Consider the following 3,999-nt stretch of genomic DNA (forward strand, 5'->3'; position numbering starts at 1 on the left):
AAAATGAACATGAAAATAAACTTTTAGTAGAAATTTCTTTATATATAAAATCTATCAGTAATATTACTTAAATGACTTACTATAAAGCATTAGAAAGAATGTGCAAGAAAGGTATACTTGTACATCTTACAAAAGGTTTATATTATAGACCAAAAAATACACGGTTTGGTACAGTCCCAATTAGCGAAAAAGACATTGTTGATCATTATATAAAGGATAATCAGGGAATTGTAGTTGGGTATAGACTTTTTAATCAAAAAGGTTTAACTACACAAATCAGTAAACGTGTTGAGGTTCTTTCCTCTGCTGTACCAGGTAAAAAGAAAAATATTCATAATATATATGTGATGAATATTAGTATTTCTCTAACACCTGAAACAATTCCTATTATTGAAACTTTAGAAATTCTTCAAAATTATAAGTCTATTGAAGATATCAATAACACCGCACTAGCTGCATATATGAAAGACTTTGCAAGACATTATGCTGATGAAGCGACTGTTTATGTCCTTAAAAATAGAAAGTATAAGAAATCAACTATCGCATTTTTGGAAAGTTTTCTAAATTACTTTAAGGTTGAAAATACCTTAAATTAGTTCTTGTCATCGCTCTCATCATATGCTATTCCAGATATAGAGGAATTCTATGGATCTGTACTTTAATGTGGACTGTTTTTGAAATACAAACCACAAATAAACACATAAATTTCTTATCTTATTCACATTGAATTCACGTATCATATCTAGTATGTTTTTTGAATTATGTGAATTATATTCGTCTGTTGTATTAGAATGTGAAAGGTACTAGAATACTAGAGAAGGAAGTGATAGATATGGATTTAGAAAAGATTTTTAATGACCAAAAAACGTATTATGACACATTAATGACTAGAGATGTAAGTTTAAGAATAGATGCAATAAAACGTGTTAAGCTATGGATTAAAGACCATATGGACTTAATAGAAGATGCTTTAGAGAAAGATTTAGGTAAATCTAGAGGAGAATCCTATATGACAGAAATAGGACTCACTCTTGAAGCCTGTACATATACATTAAAGAATATTAAGAAATGGGTAAAGAAGGAAAAGGTAAAGACACCTCTTCATCAGTTCTTTTCTCGCTCTTATACGATTTATGAACCTTATGGTGTAACACTTATTATTTCACCTTGGAACTATCCATTCCTACTTGCGATAGAACCACTTATTGGTACTATTGCAGCAGGTAACTGTGCAATAGTGAAACCAAGTGAACAGACACCACATACTTCCGCTATTGTAGCGCAGCTCATTGATACATGTTTTGATAAAGGACATGCCTATTGTGCTGAGGGTGGTTTAGAGGTTTCTAAGGAACTTGTTAATTTACCTTTTGATTATATTTTCTTTACTGGTGGCAAGAAAGCAGGAAAAGAAATCTATATGAAAGCGGCAGAAACATTAACACCTGTCACATTAGAATTAGGTGGTAAGTCTCCTGTTATTTTAACTGATATGATTCCTATGGAGATTGCAGCGAAACGTATTATATTTGGTAAGTTCTTGAATGCTGGTCAAACTTGTATTGCGCCTGATTATATATTAATTAAAGATAGTATGAAAGCTGCTTTTATTGATTATGCTGATGAATATATTAAGAAGTTCTTTGGTGAACATCCATTAGAAAGTGAAAACTTATGTAAGATCATCAATAAAGATCAATTTGATCGTTTAAAGAAACTCTTAGAGAATCAGGATATTCTTATTGGTGGAGAAGTGGATGAAGAACATTTAAAGATTGCACCTACTATTGTGAATGATGTAGATTTTGATAATCCTTTAATGGAAGAAGAAATCTTTGGACCTATTCTTCCACTCGTAGAATACAATAGAATTGAAGAAGCGATTCAATATATTAATAGTCATGATAAGCCTCTTGCCCTCTATTTATTCTCTAATGATTCATATCATGCCAATAAGATTTTAGATTTATGTAGCTTTGGTGATGCATGTATTAATGATACAGTGAGTCATTTTGCGACTAATACACTCCCATTTGGTGGTGTAGGTGCAAGTGGTATTGGTTATTATCATGGTAAGTTTACTTTTGAGACATTCTCTCATCGCCGTTCTGTATTACATAAGAGTACACGTATTGATTTACCATTTAGATATTATCCACTTACTGATGATAAAATGAAGTGGATCAAACGTTTCTTAAAGTAATACTTACGAACACTTAATGTGAGTGTGATTTCTTCTTAACCCTTTCTTTACTATACTGAGTGTAGTAAAAGAAAGGGTGATGGATATGAAGTACAATTTGTATTGGTTAGGTTCAAAATTAGTTGCTGTTATGATTATGGGAACTATACTTCTATCTGCCACTCATTGAGTGTAAACTAGAGATTCATTTCCCTAGTTTTTTTACTTAATATTTATGTATTCTTGTGCTTGCAATGATATTTGTATTTCTCCTCTTATTCTATACTAAGTATAGAAAAGGAGACGGAACAGTGAGATACGAAATTGCTTGGGCAGTATCTAAGATTATTTGTGTGTTAATCTTATTTGCCATCACCATGTATGCTGGTTATATAGTTCGTTAATCAGCATTTTTTATTTTATTTCATGTATAATAATAAATGAGGTGAATAAAATGGGTGAATATGATAAGTATTTTAATAAGGATCTTCATAAAGATTTAAATAAGAATTCCCATATTAAACATGTTATTGCAGTTACAAGTGGTAAGGGTGGTGTAGGTAAGAGTTTAATGACATCATTACTTGCAGTCATGATGCACCGTATTGGGTATAATGTAGGTATTCTAGATGCGGATATTACAGGACCTTCTATTCCGCAGGCTTTTGGTTTAACTGAGAAACTTTATGGAAATGATAAAGGTATTATTCCTGCTGAAACACGTACAGGTATTAAGATTGTTTCTTTAAACTTAATGTTGGATAATCCTACTGATCCTGTTGTATGGAGAGGAAGCTTAATATCTAATACAGTAACTCAGTTTTGGACTGATGTCTATTGGGGTGAATTAGATTATTTATTTGTCGATATGCCTCCAGGAACTGGAGATGTTCCTCTTACAGTCTTCCAATCTCTTCCTGTAGATGGTATTATTACGGTGTCTTCACCACAGGAACTTGTCAGCATGGTTGTAGAGAAATCAGTGAATATGGCACAGATGATGAATATTCCTATTTTAGGTCTTGTTGAGAATATGAGTTACTATATCTGTCCTGATTGTGGAAATAAACATTATTTATTTGGTGAGAGTCATATAGATGAAATTGCGAAAAAGTTTAATATTTCTACTGTATGTCGTTTACCAATGGATCCTGCAATTACTAAAGTCGTAGATGCAGGACTTATTGAAACAATTACACAGATGGAACTTATGCCTATAGTGAATGAATTAATGAAGGAGGAGTAAAAAATGATTCAGCACGTTGTTGTATGGAAATTTAAAGAAGGTACAGAAGATCTACAGAATCAGTTTGTAGAAGGATTAAAGGGACTTGTAGGACAGATTGATGGTATCCGTTCTTTACATGTTGGAAGAAATGAAAATCCTAATGAAACATATGATGTTTCATTAGTTATGGAATTTGATAATATGGAAGATCTATCAAGCTATGCAAATGATCCTAGACATTTAGCTGTTGCGAAAATCGCAAAGGAAAATGCTGAAGTAAGAGCTTGTGTAGACTTCACTATCTAATATAACTCAGGAATTTCCTGAGTTTTTTTATTTACATATCTATTACATAACTTTCGTTGTATAATATAGTTATCATGTTTGACGGAGGATTATATTATGAATACAGCTTTAGTAATTATGGCTGCTGGTATTGGTTCACGTTTTGGTGGAGGAATCAAGCAGTTAGAGCCTGTAGGACCTAATGGTGAAATTATTATGGATTATTCAATCCATGATGCAATTGCCGCTGGTTTCAACAAAATTATCTTTATTATCCGTAAGGATATTGAAGAAGACTTCAGAG

At 32.1% G+C, this 3,999-nt stretch carries 4 protein-coding genes and 1 pseudogene; all 5 read left to right on the plus strand.

Translation table 11 applies throughout. The features are described 5' to 3' along the window. The first annotated feature begins 71 nt into the window (after nucleotides 1–71). The gene (locus ACT8VG_RS08250; RefSeq protein WP_444195604.1) at nucleotides 72–596 is read left to right on the plus strand and encodes a DUF6088 family protein; all 525 of its coding nucleotides are present in this window, start codon (nucleotides 72–74) and stop codon (nucleotides 594–596) included. Between the two features lie 236 nt (nucleotides 597–832). Continuing rightward, on the plus strand, nucleotides 833–2,203 hold the full coding sequence (locus ACT8VG_RS08255) for an aldehyde dehydrogenase family protein (protein ID WP_195920358.1): 1,371 nt from the start codon (nucleotides 833–835) through the stop codon (nucleotides 2,201–2,203). 433 nt (nucleotides 2,204–2,636) lie between these two features. Next, a complete protein-coding gene (locus ACT8VG_RS08260; protein WP_195920357.1) occupies nucleotides 2,637–3,428 on the plus strand; it encodes an Mrp/NBP35 family ATP-binding protein in 792 nt (263 codons plus the stop codon). 3 nt (nucleotides 3,429–3,431) lie between these two features. Continuing rightward, nucleotides 3,432–3,716 carry a Dabb family protein gene (locus ACT8VG_RS08265; RefSeq protein WP_006504446.1) on the plus strand — a complete coding sequence of 95 codons (285 nt, stop codon included), beginning with the start codon at nucleotides 3,432–3,434 and terminating at the stop codon, nucleotides 3,714–3,716. A 96-nt stretch (nucleotides 3,717–3,812) separates the two neighbouring features. Next, a pseudogene (locus tag ACT8VG_RS08270) lies at nucleotides 3,813–3,999 on the plus strand (nucleotidyltransferase); the annotation flags it as partial.

Origin of the sequence: Catenibacterium sp. (assembly GCF_052354645.1) — a bacterium.
GTDB classification, from domain to species: Bacteria; Bacillota_I; Bacilli_A; order Erysipelotrichales; family Coprobacillaceae; genus Catenibacterium; species Catenibacterium mitsuoka_A.